This window comes from Shewanella sp. 10N.286.54.B9 (assembly GCF_041468565.1).
Lineage (GTDB): Bacteria > Pseudomonadota > Gammaproteobacteria > Enterobacterales > Shewanellaceae > Shewanella.
The window spans coordinates 40,968-61,274 of the sequence record NZ_JBFRIY010000013.1 but is presented as its reverse complement, the minus strand read 5'-3'; the positions used below and the strand labels follow the sequence as shown (position 1 = coordinate 61,274).

The 20,307-nt window shown below is 45.9% G+C and carries 12 protein-coding genes; 4 read left to right on the top strand and 8 right to left on the bottom strand.

Translation table 11 applies throughout. The features are described from left to right. Together AB4135_RS04110 and AB4135_RS04105 are read left to right on the top strand one after the other, a co-directional pair. Positions 1-9,075, top strand: a 9,075-nt coding sequence (locus AB4135_RS04110) for a VCBS domain-containing protein (RefSeq protein ID WP_371990552.1), incomplete at its 5' end; no start/stop codon positions are given. 270 nt (positions 9,076-9,345) lie between these two features. Further along, entirely contained in the window at positions 9,346-10,494 is a 1,149-nt protein-coding gene (locus tag AB4135_RS04105; protein WP_371990551.1) for a putative sulfate/molybdate transporter, read from the top strand. 128 nt (positions 10,495-10,622) lie between these two features. On the opposite strand, the gene AB4135_RS04100 is transcribed toward AB4135_RS04105, so the two are convergent. Both AB4135_RS04100 and AB4135_RS04095 read right to left on the bottom strand, forming a co-directional pair. Beyond that, the gene (locus AB4135_RS04100) at positions 10,623-11,717 is read right to left on the bottom strand and encodes an alkene reductase (protein ID WP_371990549.1); all 1,095 of its coding nucleotides are present in this window, start codon (positions 11,715-11,717) and stop codon (positions 10,623-10,625) included. Next, positions 11,714-12,115 carry a hypothetical protein gene (locus tag AB4135_RS04095; RefSeq protein WP_371990547.1) on the bottom strand — a complete coding sequence of 134 codons (402 nt, stop codon included), beginning with the start codon at positions 12,113-12,115 and terminating at the stop codon, positions 11,714-11,716. Before AB4135_RS04095 ends, AB4135_RS04100 begins: the two co-directional genes overlap by 4 nt. 102 nt (positions 12,116-12,217) lie before the next feature. Between AB4135_RS04095 and AB4135_RS04090 the strand changes: the two genes are divergently transcribed. Next, positions 12,218-13,132: a LysR family transcriptional regulator gene (locus AB4135_RS04090; RefSeq protein WP_371990546.1), complete on the top strand. Its 915-nt coding sequence runs from the start codon at positions 12,218-12,220 to the stop codon at positions 13,130-13,132. A gap of 64 nt (positions 13,133-13,196) precedes the next feature. Here AB4135_RS04090 and AB4135_RS04085 read toward each other — a convergent pair whose 3' ends face one another. Together AB4135_RS04085 and AB4135_RS04080 are read right to left on the bottom strand one after the other, a co-directional pair. After that, positions 13,197-13,406 carry a DUF3955 domain-containing protein gene (locus AB4135_RS04085; protein WP_371990544.1) on the bottom strand — a complete coding sequence of 70 codons (210 nt, stop codon included), beginning with the start codon at positions 13,404-13,406 and terminating at the stop codon, positions 13,197-13,199. 1 nt (position 13,407) lies between these two features. Further along, positions 13,408-13,818: a cupin domain-containing protein gene (locus AB4135_RS04080; protein ID WP_371990543.1), complete on the bottom strand. Its 411-nt coding sequence runs from the start codon at positions 13,816-13,818 to the stop codon at positions 13,408-13,410. Between the two features lie 328 nt (positions 13,819-14,146). Between AB4135_RS04080 and AB4135_RS04075 the strand changes: the two genes are divergently transcribed. Then, positions 14,147-16,198, top strand: coding sequence for a TonB-dependent receptor (locus AB4135_RS04075; RefSeq protein ID WP_371990541.1), 2,052 nt, complete (start codon positions 14,147-14,149; stop codon positions 16,196-16,198). Between the two features lie 79 nt (positions 16,199-16,277). Here AB4135_RS04075 and AB4135_RS04070 read toward each other — a convergent pair whose 3' ends face one another. The 4 genes from AB4135_RS04070 to AB4135_RS04055 all read right to left on the bottom strand — a co-directional run bounded on the left by AB4135_RS04070 (position 16,278) and on the right by AB4135_RS04055 (position 20,236). Further along, positions 16,278-17,255: a sensor domain-containing diguanylate cyclase gene (locus AB4135_RS04070; RefSeq protein ID WP_371990539.1), complete on the bottom strand. Its 978-nt coding sequence runs from the start codon at positions 17,253-17,255 to the stop codon at positions 16,278-16,280. 208 nt (positions 17,256-17,463) lie between these two features. Further along, positions 17,464-18,000: a response regulator transcription factor gene (locus AB4135_RS04065; protein WP_371990537.1), complete on the bottom strand. Its 537-nt coding sequence runs from the start codon at positions 17,998-18,000 to the stop codon at positions 17,464-17,466. Continuing rightward, positions 17,997-19,310 (bottom strand): sensor histidine kinase, encoded by a 1,314-nt coding sequence (locus AB4135_RS04060; protein ID WP_371990535.1) that lies wholly within the window; start codon positions 19,308-19,310, stop codon positions 17,997-17,999. Before AB4135_RS04060 ends, AB4135_RS04065 begins: the two co-directional genes overlap by 4 nt. A gap of 14 nt (positions 19,311-19,324) precedes the next feature. Next, positions 19,325-20,236, bottom strand: coding sequence for a dTDP-4-dehydrorhamnose reductase family protein (locus AB4135_RS04055; protein ID WP_371990533.1), 912 nt, complete (start codon positions 20,234-20,236; stop codon positions 19,325-19,327). Positions 20,237-20,307 lie beyond the last annotated feature (71 nt).

Genomic DNA, 20,307 nt, shown 5'->3' with positions numbered 1-20,307 from the left:
AGTGCCCCGCAAAACCTAATCATCCGTATCGATGGCACTAATGATTTACCTGTTGTTTCCGGGATATCCTCGGCAAGCGTTATCGAGCAAGGTGAAAATGTTACCGGGACAGCAAATGCTTCCGGCACACTCACTGCGACAGATCTTGATTCAACAGACGGTATTACATGGGCGGTAGGTCAGCCTCAAGGAAAATTTGGCGACTTATCAATTGATCAGCACGGCAACTGGAGTTATCAGTTAGATAACTCAACTGGTAGCGCGGCAGATAAATTAGCAGCAGGTCAACAGCCACATGAATCGTTCTGGGTAACAGCAACTGACTCTTCTGGTGCTGCTGTACCACACAGAATTACTGTTGATGTCACGGGCAGCAATGACAAGCCAGTTGTCTCTTCCTGGACGCAACTAGCTGCAGGTACAGAAGACAAAACTGTGACTATAAAAGTTGCTGACTTACTCACACATGCAACCGATGTTGATGCTACAGATACTCTGCAAGTCAGCCAATTACAAGCAAGCCATGGTCATCTCATCAACAACAATGATGGCAGTTATAGCTTTACTCCTGATAAAGATTATAACGGTGAAGTTCGCTTAACTTATAACGTGGTAGATGGACACGGTGGCAGCGTCAGTACCCAAGCTAAATTCAACCTCGCAGCATCTCCCGATAATGCCGTCATTACCGATGCTCAAGCTGACCTAAACTTACGCGGCGTCACAGAAGATCGTGGTTATATCGACACCCACTATCAACTACATTATGACGGTCAACTCAATATCCAAGACCCTGATACAGGTGAAGCTCAATTTGATCCCAACATTGGCCCGCAAACTTATCAAGGTATAGGCTATGACACCAAGTTAGGTGGCCACGTATTGCTGATGCAAGATGGTCATTACACCTACACCTTGGACAATAGGAATATTCAAAACCTTGCAGAAGGTGAAGTTAAACAAGACTCGGTTGTGATCCGTTCAGCAGATGGTACCACCCACACCATTGAATTGACCGTACACGGCACCAATGATAGGCCAACAATTGCAGCGCAATCACATTCTGTCGCAGAGGGAGGCAATCAATTAAATGGTCAGATGATCGGCCAAGATGTTGATACTGGTGCGCAACTTCACTATTCAGCGGCTCAGACAGATGGATTAACATTAAATTCTGACGGTAGTTACAGTTTCGATCCTAACCATGCAAGTTATCAATCACTGGCCTTAGGGGTGACAAAAACACTAACGATTCCAGTCACCATTACAGATGAGCATAATGCTAGTAGCACTCAAAATCTGTCAATCACAATCACGGGGGTAAACAACGCTGCGACAATAAGTGGCGTTGCTACTGGTGATGTCGATGAAGGGCATGGTAGTTTTGGCGATATGTCACCAGATTACGCACAACCTGGCATGGCGAAACTGGGACAATCTGCATTAACAGCTGATGGCAAGTTGAATATTGTTGATCCAGATACTGGTGAATCTCAGTTTGACCCTAAAGGCGGGGCTTGGAATAACTCCTATCACGGTCAATATGGACATTTATTGTTAAACAGTGATGGAACTTGGCACTACGACGTGACCGTTGGCAGTGTTGATTGGGTCGGTAATAGAAAAACCACTATCGGCACTACCATTGATGAGTTAGGTGAGAATCAAACGCTAACCGACACTATTACCGTATATTCTAAAGATGGCACTGCTCACGATATAGTTATTACCATTCATGGCGATAACGATAGACCTTATATCAGTTCTGAAGTGACACTTGCCACAAGTACAGAAGACACAGCGCTTACTTTCACCAAAGCCGATTTACTTGCCAATACTGTCGATGTGGATGCCAATGATGCGGGCAAGCTTTCTATTGCTAATCTGTTAGTCGATCACGGCTCTGTTGTCGATAACAAAGATGGTACCTACACTTTTACCCCAGCCAAAGACTATAACGGCCAAGTTCATTTTAGCTATGACGTGCAAGACGCGCATGGCGGTGTCACGCATACGGGCGCTTCCAGCACACTCACTGCCACCCCTGACGGCGCTATCATTTCAGAGGTGACAACTGAGCACGTCATTGAAGATGGACCACATAGCAGACACAATGCTGGTGTAACAACAGAACTAGCCAATGGGCAATTACAAGTTATCGATCCAGATAGCGGAGAAGATAAATTCCAATACAGCCAGTTTGGTGAAACCGCGATACACGACCCGTTTGGCGGCATGCTGCGAATAGACAGTGTCGGTAATTGGGGCTACAGCGTTGACAATGCAGCTCTGCAGCACCTTGCTCAAGGACAAACGGAAACCGTTGTCTACCGTGTTAGTAGTTATGATGGAACTGCGTATGAGTTGCATATTGACGTTGTAGGTACCAATGATGCACCAATCGTTACCCAGGTTGCACTCAGTAATGGCACTGAAGATACCCATTACCAAATGCAAGCTAGTCAGTTTGGCTTTACCGATATCGACACTGGCGATACGCTACATTCGGTAGCGATTACCGATCTACCACCTGCAACACAAGGTAAGTTTTTACTCGATGGGCACGATGTTACAGCGGGACAACACATCCCTGCTGCTGACATCAGTAAACTTCAGTTCATCCCTGCGCAAGATTTTAATGGCGATGTTCAGTTTAAATATACTGTTAACGATGGGCATACCGACTCTATAGAGGCTACAAATACTGTTCACTTTGATGCAGTTGCGGACGCAGCAGTAATCACTGGAACTACAACTGGTGATGTCGATGAAGGGCATGGCACCTATCATGACAGGTCACCAAACTACGCGCAGCCTGGGATGGCTAAATTAACCAATGACCCTTTATACGCTGATGGCAAGTTAGAGATTATAGACCCTGACACTGGCGAAGCCCAATTTGACACTAAAGGTGTGGGCTACTCATACCATGGTACCTATGGCCAATTGATATTGAATGCAGATGGTAATTGGCATTATAAGGTGACCGTTGGTAGCAACCAACAAAGCGTAGCTACACAGATCGATCAATTAGGTGATGGGCAGAAATTAACGGATACAATTACCGTTTTTTCTAAAGATGGTACAGCCCAAAACATCGTTATTACCATTCACGGTGATAACGATAGACCTTATTGCTCATCTGAAGTAACACTTGCAGCTGGTACTGAAGATACTCAACAAACCATCACTTTGGCGCAATTGCTGAAAAATACGATTGACGTTGATGCCAATGATGCGGGTAAGCTTTCCATTGCTAATCTGTTAGTCGATCACGGCTCTGTTGTCGATAACAAAGACGGCACCTACACTTTTACCCCAGCCAAAGACTATAACGGCCAAGTTCATTTTAGCTATGACGTGCAAGACGCGCATGGCGGTGTCACGCATACCGGAGCGACTACCAGTTTAAGTGCTGTTGCTGATAAAGCGGTTATAACTGGTACTGATACCGGGGCGATTATTGAAGATCATAATGTTGGTCACAGTTCATTACAGCCTGTCACTGCGTCGGGTTTATTGAGTGTGACTGATCCCGATGCAGGACAAGACCATTTTCAGGTGAATTTGCTAGGAGAACAGGCGATTCACGATCCCTTTAGTGGTTTTTTACGCATTACACCAAGTGGCGCTTGGGGATATGAAGTAGCCAACAGTCGTTTGCAATCATTGTCTGAAGGTGAAGTAGAAAAGGTTGTATACCGTGTTTATTCTGCAGACCACACTGCCCACGATATAACAATAACGGTGACAGGCACCAATGATCAACCGACCATCACTGCGACTACACTTGCACATGGCACTGAAGATACGTACTACCAAATGCAAGCCAGTCAATTTGGATTCTCCGATATCGACACTGGCGATACGCTACATTCGGTAGCGATTACCGATCTACCATCAGTGGCACAAGGCAAGTTTGTCCTCGATGGCCACGATGTTACAGCGGGGCAACACATCCCTACAGCTGACATCAGTAAACTGCAGTTCATTCCAACCAAAGATTTTAATGGCGATGTGCAGTTTAAATATACTGTTAACGATGGTCATGTTGACTCTCAAGAGGCCACCAATACGCTTCATATTAATGCGGTTGGAGATAAAGCCGTTATATCAGGTGTTGATACTGGTGATGTGCATGAAGGACACACATTTACCGCACCAGATGGCAGTATGACTGGCGGCAGTGTTGATGACCGTTCTCCTGACCATATGCACGGAAACATCGGAAAATTATGGAACGATGAAATTCATACCGACGGCCACCTAACGATAGTGGATGCTGATACTGGTGAAAGCCATGCCCAAACAGGCGTTTATTATGGTTCACATGGTCGCATCATACTTCAAACTAACGGGGACTGGACCTACTATGCTTCCATCGGCCAAGATGCAACCGGCAGAGCGATTGATCACCTAGGAAAAAGTGAAACATTAACCGATACAGTCACCGTTAAGTCAGCCGATGGCACCACACACGACATTGTTATCACCATTCATGGCGACAATGACCGCCCATATTGCTCTTCAGAGGTACAGCTCAACAGCGGCAAAGAAGATCTGGCTCAAACCATCACAGCCAGCGAACTATTAACAAATACCGTAGACGTGGACACCAATGACATAGGCAAACTGACGGTTGCGAATCTTCATGTCGAACATGGTTCTCTTCGAGATAATCATGACGGCACATATACTCTCACGCCAGAAAAAGATTACAACGGTCAAGTACATATCAGCTATGACGTAAAAGATGCCCATGGCGGTGTTAGCCATACAGGCGCCACAACAACCTTAACCGCAGTAGGCGATTCCGCCACATTCAGTGGCGCCGACATTGGTTCGATTAAAGAAGATCGACATGTTCAAGGTGATGCTGACCAGAGTGTTGCAGTGTCTGGAGTACTCAATGTTACTGACCCAGATGCTAATGAAAACGAGTTTGTTGCCAGTCGTAACGTTCATGCCATCAACGATCCTTTGCATGGTCATTTAACTATTGGCCGCGCTGGCGATTGGACCTACTCGGTACCTAATGCCAACTTAAATCATCTTGCTGAAGGCGAAACAGTACAAGTCACTTACCAAGTGCGCTCAAGAGGCGGCGATACCCATAACATTACCGTTGATGTGGTCGGTACGAACGATGCTCCTGCCATTAGTGTTCACACACTAGCTCACGGCAGTGAAGATATCAGCTATCAAATGCAGGCTAGTCAGTTTGGCTTCACAGATGTTGATAACAAAGATACATTGCATTCAGTTTCCATCACCGACCAACCCGACCCGTCAGAGGGTAAATTCATGCTGGATGGCCAAGACATTAGCACCAATCAGGTGATTGCAGCAGGCGATATAAGCAAACTACAATTTGTGCCAGCACATAACTTTAATGGAGATGTAGGCTTCTCTTACACCGTTAACGACGGCCATGTAGATTCAGCTAAAGCAAGCAACACGCTGCATATTACCCCAGTCAATGATGCAGCCACCATTGATGGACAAACACAGTCCACAGTCAGTGCTTCAATTACTGAAGATTCAGCCACCAGCACAATATCGGGCCAATTAACGTTAGTGGATCCAGATACTGGCGAAGACAAATTTGCAGCCAATACCCAATTTAGTGGTCAATATGGTCAGCTCGCAGTTGATGAAGATGGCAGCTGGCATTACGCGCTTAATAACGCCTCACCCCTAGTGAATATGCTGAACGCTGGGCAGCAATTAACAGACACGATAACGGTTACCTCACCCGATGGCACAGCTAGTAAGACTATTGCGATTACCATCCACGGCCATAGCGACACCCCGACCCTGCAACTGCAAGAGGCAGGCGCAACCCAAGGGTTAGATCTTTACGCAGGTATTCAAGGTAACGGCATTAGCCAACTGCAATACTCAACGGATGGCATCAACTTCAGTAGCCAACTCCCTGCAGGGTTTAGTTTAGGCAGCGATGGCCATACGTTAGAAGTGGATCCTGCCAACAGCAGTTATGATCACCTCGCTAATGGTGCTCAACACAAGATCTGGGTTAACTACCAACTACAAGAAGGCTCGGGAAGTAACCCGCATCAATCCAGCCAACAGGCGCAAGTAGTCATAACTGGCACCAGTGACGCCCCTGTGATCCACAGCTTTAATGCAAATTCAGATCAATATAGCGGGCCAGTAACTGGGAACTTACTGCAAGGCGCTAGCGATATTGATGATGGTGCTCAGCTAATTTTGCAAGATCTGCAATTTAAAGATCCTAATACCCAGCATTACATCACTGTTCATGCTGGGCAGGACGTGTCGATTACTGGGGTTGGTACAATCCACATAGCAACCAATGGCGACTATCGCTTTACTGCCGATGCCAGCTTTACTGGCAATGTGCCAGAGTTTATTTACCGAGTAGTTGATACTCATGGCGACTATAAAGATAACAGCCAAAATACGCTAAATATCCATATAAACGCCAATCATCAACCCACAGTGCAAACCATTAGCGCCAGTACAGCGGAAGACACGGATTATAACTTTAGCGCTGCTAGTTTTGGTTACCAAGACAGTGACAATGATGCCTTAGCGGATCTTACTATTACTCAGCTGCCCGATCCCAGCGCAGGGAGCTTGATGCTTAATGGTCAAACTATTACGCAGGGGCAAACCATTAACGCCAATGATATTGATCATCTGCGGTTTAGGCCTGCCGCCAACTTTAACGGTGATGCTCACTTCAGCTATGTCGCTAATGACGGCCATCAAGATTCTGCCGCCCATACCGCTGTACTCACCGTTACCGCTGTGAATGATTTGCCAGTGTTAACCATTAACCAGACCAGTCACACCCAAGGAAACTTAGTCGCAACCGATGTTGATACTGGCGATACCCATACATTTTCAGCGCCAATTATGACTGGCAGCTTTGGCAGTTTATCTGTTGATCCTGACAGCGGCGCTTATATCTATACCCAGAATAATTCTGTGGCGCATATGAGCTATAACCCCGTCACAGCAACCTATAGCGGTGTCGATGTATTTGAAGTTAAGGTCAGTGACAATCACGGTGGCGTGGCAAGTCAATTTATCAGTTTTAATGCCCAAGCAACCCTAAGCAGCACCGCAGGCACTGTAGTGATTACAAGCAGTGTTCCAGCTCAACCGCTAGTCACTGACACCTTGCCAAGCGGCCATATTGCTACAAGCCCAATAACCAACCATGTCAGTATCGATTTAAGTGCCAACAGTGATTCAGGTAGCGCCAATAGCGACAACTTAACCCATGACACCACACCCACCATAACGGGTCACACCGATATTCCCTTTTCTAGGGTCACAATTTACGACGGTAATAACCCTGTTGCTCATGCACTTTCTGATGCAAGTGGTGACTATAGTGCAACCTTAACAAGCTTAACTGAAGGGCTGCATAACCTATCAGCCAAGGCGCTAGCACCATCATCCATAATGCCTGCGGTATCATCGGTGCTCGATGTTGAAATTGATACCCAAGCCAACGCCACTATCCAGCTTGATCCCATCACTAGCGACAATATTATTAACGCCCAAGAAAGCGCAACCGATATCGGCATAACAGGTCAAGTCAGTGGCGATGTGCATCAAGGTGATAGTGTAAGTTTAGTCGTCGGGCAACATAGCTATAGCGCCACGGTTGATGGCAGCGGCCACTTTAGCGTGAACATTGCAGGTTCTGAATTAGCATCAAATTCCTCGATAACAGCGAGCGTGGTAACCACCGACAGCGCAGGTAACTCAGCCAGTGCTTCACAAGTGATGCACTATAGCAGCGATACACACGTAGGCATGCCAACCATTACCTTTGAAAACCCAGGTAGTGACAACGCCTACAGCAAAGCCGAAATTGCTCAAGGTCATGCAGGTACCGTGACCGCAACAGTGCATGCTGCAGCTGATGCTCAAGTAGGCGAACACCTGAGTATTAATGGCGTTGACCATATACTTGATGCCAACAGTTTAGCCCATGGTATCAACCTTGAAGTTGCACCCAGTAGTATTGTTAGAGCGATCATGACCGATGAGCACGGTAACGTTAACTCTGCCCTCAATATTGCTGCAAGCGCGAAGCCTGAACCTATCGTCGTCACCGCCCCGCCTGGTAGCCATCATATTGGTGCCTCTTTGGGCGTACCGACCTTAATACCAACACAAACCCCTGTACCTTCGGCTCAGCAAGGCTGGAAAATTTTAGTCAATGGCCACTATCAAACGAGCTATACCAGCCAATGGGGCACCCTGACCATTAACCCCAAAACAGGTCAGTTAAACTACCAAGAACACGCAGATACCCATACAGGCCCTCATGGCAGCGCTCAGAATGTTGGCGTACATGAAGATAGATTTGAAGTCGCCCTTCAAGGCTCACACCATGACGATGTCATCATGCATGTTCAGGTGAGCATATTAAGCCGTGGTCCTGGCCATAGCGGTAAGCTTACTTTAGGCTCTGAAGTGCTTGATATGACGGTGACGCCAACCTTTAGTCACCCTGCACCACCGCCACCACCTCCAGCCGCTGATGCTAATGATGTTCCCCAAAATGATGCCAGTGCTGAGATCAGTGTCAATCTAGACGATATAGTGGTTGATGATGCCGCGGTTCACACCGAACAGCAACACGCTGGGCAGGACACACAATCATCAGATGATGCAACCGCTCAAGTTCAAACAGAAGCTGAGACGGAATCGACGTCACAACCATTATCACCAACGCCAGTGACTGCAGCTGCAGCAACTGCCCCCATCGACCACTACTTACAGATGGTGGGTATGAACCAGCAAGATCTAGCACCACAAACAGATAGCCCCGCCATGAGTGCGCTACCGAGTGTGCAAGAACTTAGCAGCTCTGCAACCGAAGCTGACATGCTAGACACCAATCAAGCAGATGCATTTGCAAATCCGCTAGATGATGACGATAAACATGGCTTACACCATACTGATTTAACTCCTGTTGATGAATTAGCTGAGCATCAAGTTGCTGATCAAGCAAACGATGATGAGCTGCTGCATCAAGCGCTAAACGATATGCATAATCAACTTTAGCCTGACTAAACCTGAGCAGTGATGAAACCAACAAAGCAGTGATAAATTCACTGCTTTTTTAAATAAACAGGTCAATTCATTCCATCAAAAACCTAGTTTAGCGGGCTTGAATATTAGACCTAATGACCATAGTTTAGACACAGATGCGTCAACTTGTCTCACCCAACTTGGTACATAGCTTACTCAATCGGTTTTTACGGCAAGCTTAGGCTGTTATTTCTGGCATCAAACTTGCGATAGACAGAGGGTATTTTTCCCACGGCAAGCTATATGACATGTAAGACCAACCGATTTGATAGTGTTAACCAATATTCAGGAGAATTCAGTGGCGCCTTTGCCGATTTAGGCACCTTTCTACCTTTAGCACTTGGGTTAATTGCCCTCAACCATTTTTCCCCGCAAGGGATCTTCATCGGCTTTGGTTTATTTGCACTGTTTACCGCATTTTTTTATCGCCGCCCTATTCCAGTTCAGCCAATGAAAGTGATTACCGCGCTCGTGATAGCACAGGGATTAACCCCTGGCATGTTGCAAGCGAGTGGCATGATGATGGGCATAATCTTGTTGATATTGGCTTACAGTGGCGCCATTAAATGGATGGCAAAACAGCTTTCTCCCGCTATCAGCATTGGTATTCAGCTTGCCATTGGCATTCAATTAATGTGGATGGGCGGACAGATGATGAGCCAAACATGGCTTATTGGAATCATCGCCTTTGGCCTGCTGTTTGGCAGTAAATTTGTACCACTGCGCTATTTAGCCATGCCCTTGGTTATCGGCTTAGGTATTATCTGGCAGTTAAATAGTGGTATGCCACCAAGTTTTGACCTTTCAACTTATACACCTTGGCAATTAAACTGGCCGAGTATCGCTGAATGGAGCTCAGCGGCGGGTTTACTGGTGCTGCCTCAGTTAGCGCTAACGCTAACCAATGCAGTGATAGCAACATCAGCAATGGCCAAAGAGAAATTTCCTGATGACAACAAAGATAAGTTTGCACCGCAGCGCTTCGCAATAAGCTCTGGCTGGTCTAACTTACTACTCGCACCTTTTGGCGCAACCGCGATGTGTCACGGCGCTGGCGGCTTGGCTGTGCAGCATCATTTTGGCGCTCGCACTTGGTTAGCACCGTCAATATTTGGCTCGACCTGTCTATTAATCGCCGCTTTCTGGGGACAAGGCATTGCCAGTATTTTATCGCTTATTCCACTGGCGGTATTAGGTAGTTTACTGGCGATTGCAGGCACTCAATTGGCATGGTCAAAACGTTTTATTGATGGCAAACCTTTCTGTATTTTTGTTATCCTAGCAACCGCTGCGATCTGTCTTGTTGTCAATACTGCTGCAGGCCTTGCCGTAGGAGTGTTACTAGAGATGGGCAGGCGCCAATGGCACCTCTATTCAGATCTTAAACATTGATATTAGGCATTCTCTTGTAGAAAAGGACGCATAGGCGTCCTTTTTTAGCTTTTAGCTTTTAGCTTTTAGCTTTTAGCTTTTAGCTTTTAGCAAAAAAGCATGCCCAGCAAAAGATCATCAACACTGTACTAACTGATAAAAGCTGGGTAATCAATGTAGCCTTCTGCGCCGCCGCCAAATAAAGGGCCTTTATCAAACTGCGCTAGCGATAATTTGTGTTGCAAACGGTAAGGCAAGTCTGGGTTAGCAATAAACGAGCGACCAAAAGCAACTAAGTCCGCATAACCTTTGTCTATCACCGCGCTAGCACGCTCAACATCATATCGGCCAGCCACAATAATGGTGCCATCAAATACCTGTCTTAACTTGACACGAAAATCCTCTGGGATCTGCGGTGCATCATCCCAATCAGCTTCCGAAAGATGAATATAAGCAATGCCCTGCTGACCAAGATATTCTGCCGCAAGCAAAATGGTATCGACAATCTCTGGGCAGGCCATATCTTTAAAAGTCACAAATGGCGCGAGTCTAACCCCGATTTTATCTGAGCCTATTTTGCGGCTTACCGCGGTGACAATGTCCAATAAAAACTGAATGCGTTTTAGTGGCGAGCCACCGTATGCATCTGTTCTATGGTTGGAATTGGTACGTAAAAATTGATCAACTAGATAACCATTGCCGCCGTGGATCTCGACCCCGTCAAAGCCTGCATCAATCGAATTTTTAGCCGCCTGCGCAAAGTCTGTCACAACGCGATCGATATCGACTTGCTCCATCTCTCTCGGCGTCTGACAATCTACCATCTGTCCATCTGGATGCTTGTCATCAACCACCCATACTTGGGTATCAGTCGGTTTGATTGCTGAAGGCGCTATTGGCGCTGCTCCACCTTGAAACACCGGATGCGATACCCGACCTACATGCCACAGCTGATTAAAGATTTTTCCACCTGCATTATGCACAGCTGCAGTCACTTGCCGCCAACCTGCTATCTGCTGCTCCGTATAAACACCTGGCGTAAACGAATAGCCTTGGCTGTCATCTGATATCTGTGTCGCTTCACTAATAATCAAACCTGTAGATGCTCTTTGTGCATAGTAAGTCGCCATCATCTCATTTGGCACATTACCAGGTTGAGTCGTTCTTGAACGTGTCATTGGCGCCATAACCATACGGTTGTTGAGTGACAATGTTGATGTTTTATAAGGGGTAAAAAGGCTCATGATAGCTCCTCATGTTGACTAAAGATGTCGAACTCTTGCTGATTCGGCTTATCTATGGTGATCAATTCAAATACCACGTTTCCTGTACGCACAAACACCTGTACCAATTCACTATCGGGGACTTGCCGCACATTGTATTTAATCTGTCCCTGATTCAGTTTTTGTGTCAGTACGTCTAGTTTCACATCAATCTCAAATGCAATATGACCAATTTCGGCCTGCTGTTTATCAGACTCAATAACGTGGATTAACGCTTTATCACCTTGATATAGCCACTGCCCTTGGAATGGAAAGTTAGGACGACTACCACTTGCTAACCCCATGACCTCGGTTAGCAAGTAATGAGCATCGTTGTCTTTCGACATAAGTAAATTGAGGTGGTTGAATGTGATTGCCATAAGCGACTCAGCCAAGGTTCAAATGATGTGAAACAGTGTATATCCATTAACAAATTTTGATAATTAGGCTAATATTAAAATCATTTTCAAAAATTATTTGATATGTATCATCTTAACGATCTTCAACTCGCCGTACGTATCGCAGATTTACAGAGCGTTTCAGGCGCTGGTCGAGAGCTAGGCATGACTCCAGCGGCAGCAAGTGCTGCATTACAACGTTTAGAGAAAAAGCTGGCTTGCCAGCTATTTGCCAGATCCACCAGAAAAATGACCTTAACCGAAGAGGGTCAGCTATTTATCGAAACTGCTCGTAAAGCGCTCAACCTATTGGGAGATGCCAGTAATGCACTGGCAGACAATCGCGGCGAGCTAAAGGGTGAACTAAGAATTGCACTCCCTTCTGATCTTGGCCGTAATATCGTGCGCAGCTGGTTAGATGAATTTATGGAAACAGCGCCCGAGCTTAACTTAAGTCTCTATTTTGGCGATCAGATGACCGATCTTATCGGCCAGAATGTTCACCTAGCATTGCGTTATGGCCAGCTTGAGGACTCAAATCTAATGCGCCGCCAATTAGCGATGATGCCGCGTGTCGCAGTAGCCTCCAGTGACTATTTAGCAACATACGGCCAGCCTTCTCACCCCAAGGAACTGTCGCAACATAACGTTCTAGTGCTCAACCGTGGTGGCGAACCTTGGCAAAAATGGCGTTTTAGCTATAAACAGAAACAATACGAAGTTAATGTCGTTGCCAGCAAAAGCAGCAATGATGGGGCAGTAATAAAAGACTGGGCTTTGGCAGGTAAAGGCATTGCTTATAAGAGCTGGTTTGATGTTGCAAAAGAGGTAAAACAAGGCAAGCTGCAACTATTATTTAGCGACCAACTCGCAGAGAATATTCCTTTGCAATTGGTTTATCTGCAATCAGATTATCCGGCACATAAAGTCCGAGCCGTTATCGATTTTATCAAGCAAAAATTCATCGAATTTGCAGCTCAGTATCCTGCTCCCCATTAAACAACATATCCCCATCCCACCTGAAGGAGCATGATTCTGTGGGATGGGTATATAGGCCCGTGGCCTATTTGGAGTTACGTAAGCGCAGTAGGGTGATTAGCGCAGAGATAATGGCTGCAAATAAGCAGAACCATGAAGTTGGGATCAACCAAAATGGTTCAATCAACACGCCATTTTCATCAATGTGGCTGCCGATAATCTGATAACTTATAGCCCCGACGAGTGCTAAGGCAAACAACAGCATTGATAGTTTAAATCGTGATAGCCGCTTCATGTTAGTCCCTATGCTCATCATCTAGAATCGTTACGCCTACCCCTTGTTCAGCGAGATAAAAGACCACTATTTTGGCAGGTTCGCTACTAATATTGGTTCCTGTATGCGAGGTATTCACCAGCTCAATAAGCGTATCACCAGCCTTTAGGTGTAGCTTGTTACCGTCGCGAGTTTGCACTACCAGCTCGCCACTTAATAAGATACCAGCATTAATGACTGGGTGTTGGTGCCAAGGTAGCTTTTCGCCCGGGGCTATCACTATCTCTTTGATGGTCACTTCTGGCTGAGTTAACGCATAAGCAGGCAACTTATCGCCATTCCATGATTGCGTCGATTTAATCAAATCTTTAGATGTGGCGGCACTCACCGAAGTGGTCGCCAACATTAACCCCAATAGCACTGGTTTCAACATGTAAAATATTCCCTTTAATTTATATCCATAAAAGCTATATTCGCCAAGGTAGTCCCAAGGGCTGTCTAGCGCTTAATAATTCGCAGTGCACCTTAACTAACATAGCTAACCTTACTATGGGAGCTTTAAGCTTCTAAACCAAGTTAATTCATCTTAATCATCAACCCAGTAGATTCTGTATAGCCCAAGAACATGCCGACTGGCAGTGGTGGTTGTCGCGTTAGTCATTTACCTGCGACATGGTGTCGCAGATTAGTTATTTCGCTTTGCCAGTCAAAAGAGATCCTGACACCATCTGCGGCACACAAAACAAAATAACAACATTATTATGAAGTTACATTTATCTTTAGTTTCACTTTCCATCATTTCCGCGCTATTTCCGTTACACACATTTGCCGATGACGCTGGCTTCGAAGTGATTGAAGTCACAGGACAACATCAAGGCAGCTACAGCGCAGTGACACCAGAAGCTGCCACACCGCAAACAGACATCAGTGGCTTGCTTAACAACCTACCCGGCGCTTCAGTCAACGGCAACGGACCACTTACAGGTATCGCTCAATATCGTGGTCTGTATGGCGATAGAGTCAATACCCAAGTTAATGGCATGACCCTATCCAGCGCCGGTCCAAATGCGATGGATACCCCACTCAGTTATGCCAGTTTAATTCTAACCGAGCGTTTAGAGATGACCCGAGGAATCGCGCCTGTTGCAGCGGGAACTAACACACTTGGTGGTAGCGTACAGGTGATAGAGTCTCAAGCGAGCTTCGATGAAATTAGCGGTAAAGTAGCAGCCCAATACCAAGACAATGGTCAACGAAGCCATGTTGGTGCAAAAGGCAATTTTGCCAACGAACAACATGCGGTCTTGCTCTATGCCGATGTGCTCAACGGTAACGAGAATGTCACCACCGGTGGCGAGCAAACTATCTCGCCAACCACTTATGACAAAAACATGTTTGGCGGCCAGTACCGCTATAACCTTGGCGGTAACAGCAGCGATGAATCAATTGCAATCAGCTACCAACATTTAGACACCAATAATGCCGGCACACCTGCGCTGCCAATGGATATCGACTTTATTAAAACAGATCGCGTCAAACTTGAGGGCAATCATGGCATCAATGATTGGGAGCTGAATTGGCACCTTGCCTATAGCGACGCCAGACATGGAATGGATAACTTTAGTGAGCGCATGAAAATGCCAAGCATGAACGCGCGCTATAACAATGCCGAGAGTCAAAGCTACGATGCCGCATTTACTTTTGGCAAAAATAGCTGGTTATTTGGCTTAGATAGCCAACTAAGTGAACATAATTCAGTGATCAGCGACCCAACAAAACCTATGTTCGAGGTTGATAATTTCAATGCCGTTATCGACAACACATACAGTGCGTTTGCCCAGTGGCAGCAAGATGTTAACCAATGGCAGTGGGAGTTAGGCGCTCGAGTTAAACACTATCAAACCGATGCTGATGAAGTAAGTCATTCAATGGCAGGCTCTATGCCTGCGATTAAAGTATTGATGGATAGATATAATAATGCGGACAGATCCCAGTCACAAACAGGACTCGATCTGGTCATAAATGGCCGTTATGCACAAACCGAGCAGTTGAGCTGGATTGTAGGACTGGCGAGAAAGCAAGATAGCGCCAGTTATCAGCAACGTTATTTATGGGTACCGATGCAATCGACAGGCGGTTTAGCTGATGGACGCACCTATGTTGGTCAAATGGATCTTGACCTAGAAACAGCCTACCAAATTGAGCTTGGTAGCGAGTATCAAACTGATCGTTTTAGCGTTAACCCACGCATCTTTTTCCAACGTATTGATGATTATATTCAAGGTGTTGCCGCGACCGATCCCGCAGTGATTATGGCGGCTCAAATGAGGGGAGATGACAACCCTATGCAGTTCGCTAATGTCGATGCACAGCTCTACGGTATGGATGTTACTGCTAGCTATCAGATCAGTTCTAACTGGTTAGTCGATATGAATGCCAGCTATGTCAAAGGTGAGCGCAGAGATATTGACGATAACCTCTATAGAATAAGCCCGCCAAAAGTAAACGTTGGCGTTAACTACCAGCGCAATAACTGGACTGCTCGCATAGAAACACTCGCCGTATCGGCGCAGGATGATGTATCAGAAAGTCAACTTGAACAAACAACTGCAGGCTACGCTTTAGTCAACATCTCTGTCGGCTTTGATGCTGATAACTGGTTAGTAAAAGCCGGGGTAGACAATCTATTTGATACGGAATATGAAGACCACTTAGCCGCTTATAACCGAGTTATGGGTGGCGATTTAACCCCAGGACAACGTATGCCGGGTACGGGACTAAATGCTTGGCTAACTGGAGAATACCGCTTCTAATTTCAAGTAATTACAAACTTCGAGGAGCATTCCACTGCGTCTCATTCCCCCGAGCTGACTCCTCTGTCTCGGGGATTTTTTACTCTGCCATTCGCCTCTTTTTACTAAGCATATCTCTGTCTGCCATATCTAATAGTTCACTGATTGAAGCAGAAGGCTTGGCATCTGTAATACCAATAGAGACACTAAAAACGGGTAACCTTTCAAGCTGATGGTGAGAACAAAATGACTCCGCAATACGATGCTTTACACTAGCAAGTTCCTCTTTTTCATCGTACATAACCAAGGCAACAAACTCATCACCGCCGATACGGCCAATAACATCTGACTGACGTACAGATTGGCTCAATACCAAGCCAATAAGGGTGATGACATCATCGCCAACACCATGGCCATACTCGTCATTTATCGCTTTAAAATTATCTATATCTAAATATAACAGCCCCAGCTGGCTCTCAGTCCTTTGGGCAAGCTTTATCCGTTGCTCAGCAAGAATACTAAAGCCCCGGCGATTATTAACACCTGACAAGGGATCGGTAATTGCTAACTTTTGCATTTCAGCGTACGCACCAATTAGCGATAGATCAGACTCCAGAATATCTCTAAGGTGGCAAATAAGTTCAAGGTAAGTCGTTTGGTAGTCAGTTTCTTTATAATCCATGACGCAGAAGGTACCAAATGGCTCACCACTAGGCCAAAATACTGGCACGCCTAGGTAAGATCTAAAACCGTCATTGTGCACTTCGGGGTTACTATCCCAACAACTATCTAGCAGTGCATTGCTCACATACAGTTGTTGACGTGTTTCGACGATACGCCGGCAAAAGATATTAACTTCAGGTTCAATAATGATACCAGCAGGGTAAGGATTAGATTCCTGCTCGCTAGCAATGGTGACTTGATAGCCTTGTTGGGTGTACTGAACTAAAAAACTGGCGGGAGCATCAAAAAGTTTGGCAAGCAGATTGACCGTTTTCTGCCATTTGTCGGTTGAGATAAGTTCGTTCGGATCTTCAAGTAAAAAGGAATCAGTATTAAACACAGCATTTTTGGTCATAGAAAGCTCCACATCAAGATGAGCCATCATTATTGTTGCTACTCATCTGATGTCAGCATAGCTACATAACAGCAACTTTGTCCAATATAGCAGCCATTTTCAGCACTAATCGCCGTAAGCACAGTCAAAATATAGCATGGCCATATAAAGCACTAATATTTTAACCATTGCAAAATATAGCCTCTACGATTAGGCCAAAGCAAAACGTTTAGCGATGATCCACCACAGGCTTTTTAAGTAATTTTCGCTGCAGTGTGCGCCGATGCATACCTAACTGCCGAGCAGTTGCAGAAACGTTGCCGCTATTTGCTGTTAACACTTGCTGAATATGTTCCCACTCAAGCCTTTTAGCTGATAGTGGTTCCTCCAACAAAGCTTCGACAACGCTATCATCTGGAGCGACAGATAGTGCATTCAGTAAAGTTTGAGTATCGACAGGTTTTGCCAAGTAGTTATCAGCACCGAGGCGAATCGCCTCAACTGCGGTAGCAATACTCGCGTAGCCAGTTAATAGCACCATGGTGACGTTAGGCAGTAATTGCCGCAACGGCGAGATAAGCTTAAGGCCGTTCTCCTGCTCCAATTTCATGTCGAGCAACACATGAGTTGGAATAAATTGTCGAGCTAGTAGCAAACCTTGGCTGGCATCATGACATTGTTGACACTCAAAACCCTGCTTTGTCATTCGCCGAGTTAATATTGCCGCTAGTGCAACATCATCTTCAATAATCAGTAATCGATTCATTTTGCTACGCCTACCGTTTTCTGCATTGGAAAACTCACTTCCGCAACCGTCCCCCCTTCAGGAAGACCCGCCAATAATAGCCGCCCTCCCAAGCGCTCGAAGCTTGCGTGGCTCAGCAACAATGCCATGCCCATACCTTGTTCACTTTCAATTAACTCCTGCCCTAGTTGAGCATGCATCTTCTTAGGTATACCTAAACCGTTATCTTTCACCAATATGCACAGTCGATGACTTTGACTAGCAACTAATGCTGAAACTTTAACTCGCTCCTCCCCGGTTGCAGCCAAACTTGCACTTGCTGCATTTTCCACTAATGACATCAATGCAGGCAGCAGACTAGCATCAGTAACAATGGTCGCACATGAGCCTTGGTTAGACTCCTCCAATAATTCGATCTCTAATTTAACTTGCGGCATCAGTAACAACACTTGCTGCTTCAAAGTATTAAGCAATTGATTTGCACTAAGCACTGTTTGTTTTTGAGCTCTAATAGACTCCGTTGCTGCTCGTAAAGAGTGTAATGTTTGCTCGCAGCGCAGCAGTGCGCTGTCCATTTCTGACAAAATGGGTGTTAAGCCAGTCTCTTGCGTTGGCGTTTCCTCTACCACTTCATCGACCAGCAATCGCAAGCTCGCTAAAGGTGTTGCCAACTGATGCGCCATTTGCGCCGATGCGGTACCAAGAGCGAGTAATTTCTCCTGTCGCAACTGTGCTTCTCGCATAAAACTTAGCTCAACATCTTGTTTGCGCATACGCTGTGCAATGTAGGCCACACTAGTCGTCAGTACCAATGAAGAGATGAGGAAGTTAAACCACATACCCAAATAGTGAGAGCTCATGTCCATACCGTGATGCTTCATCTGGCTCTCTGGCACCGAGAAGATCATCAAGCTATAGGCGACAGTCGACAGTAACGTCAGCGACCATGGTGCCCATTTAGGCAGTGTGATTGCAGCAATAGCAATCGGCAGTAATAACAAAGAGATAAAAGCATTGGTCGCACCGCCGGTGAAATATAGCCAAGAGATCCAAAATATGGTGTCCAGCAACAACACAATAAACAGTCCTGATTCTGTACGGGCAATCGGTTCACGTAACCTAAAGGTGAATGCTAAATACATAGCCTCTAGGCACATGCCCCAATACAAAACAGGGCTGCTTAACGACAGTCCAAAGGTCTCAGCCGCAAAAAAAGTCAGCCCAAGTTTTAGCATTAATCCAGCAATGCGCAATAAGGCTAACTGATCTGTGGCGCCGAAATTACTATTAAGTAAGCTACTGAATGGATTCTTCAATTTTGAATTTATCATTAATCACTGTTCTTTTATTTTTTAAGCAGAGCCATTGTAACTGGTGACTGCTGCAGCGCTTTTTTAATTCCAGAGTTAAACATTACTTTGCTTTGAATCGATAAACTGGCAAGTCTCTCACAACTTAAGCTGCAATCATGGGGTCGCTTTGCACTATCTGTGGGGCTGGTCACGGGTTTAAGGTGGCCAGTCTCTAGGCCAAGTAAATCGCCCATGGCTAACAACATCTGATATTTGCTCATGGTCTCGCTCGCACTGAAATGATAGTGACCAGCAATGTGAGTCCCAGCTATCCGTAATTGGATCATTTGCGCTATCGCACAAGCGATATCAGCAGTAGAAGTTGGGCTACGCACAGCCCAATCATCAACAAACTGCTCATGTTCATCAAGCAACAGCTTGAGTAATACCATCACAGCTGATTCTGCTAGAGTTTCTACAACGCCATAAAGAATAGGCAAACGCAAAACAGCAAAGCCTTGCTTGGCCTCAGTGACAATCAGTTCTCCCTGATGCTTTGAGGCACCATAAAAATTCACAGGGTTAGTGGCTGAATGTTCATGGTATGGTGGCGCTGTTCCGTCAAAAACGTAATCGGTTGAAATATATAACAACCAAGCACCGGACTGGCTAGCTGCCAGGGTAAGCGAGCGCGTCGCATCAGCGTTAAGCGCCAACGCGGCGGCAGGGTTTTGCTCAGAAACATCGGGGCGACGCTCTGCGGCACAGTGAATAATCACATCAGGCTTATGATACTCAATAAAGCTGGTCACATCGGCAGCTTTAGTTAAATCAAGCTTATGTACGCCTGTTTGGGCACGGCTGAAGCCACAAGCTAGCACTTCAATCTCAGCCTGAGTTTGAAGCTCGCTCACCACAGCACGACCCAATAAGCCTGTCGCACCCGTTACCATCACCTTCACCATGTTCTGCTCCTTGAATTACCGCTTGGTTAGCTTAAGGGCTTTTCATCGTCTAAGCACTGGTTTATTGTGGA